1 protein-coding gene is annotated in these 264 nt (G+C 58.3%); it reads right to left on the reverse strand.

Going from position 1 to position 264, the window contains the following annotated elements; all coding sequences use genetic code 11:
* On the reverse strand, window positions 1-264 hold a 264-nt coding region (locus tag ACYQ2W_RS26880; RefSeq protein ID WP_459874219.1), incomplete at both ends, for a transposase.

Consider the following 264-nt stretch of genomic DNA (forward strand, 5'->3'; position numbering starts at 1 on the left):
CCCCTTGCGACGACAATACTCACTGAGCTCGGACTCGTTCATCGCGGCGCTCTCCACCACCGCCGCGAACTTCGCCTCCGCGGACCAATCGTCTGTCTGTTTTCCACTGCCTGGCACGGGTACCCCTTTCTCTTTGGCCTGTCTGCGCCAATTGTAAAGGGTCTGCTCTGAAATCCTCTCCTCTCCGGCTACCTCGGGTATCGGTCGGTTGTTCGGCGGTAACAGCTTGCGCATCACCGATGCTTTTCTCTCTTCGGAATAGCG

It is taken from the genome of Endothiovibrio diazotrophicus, from assembly GCF_054657215.1.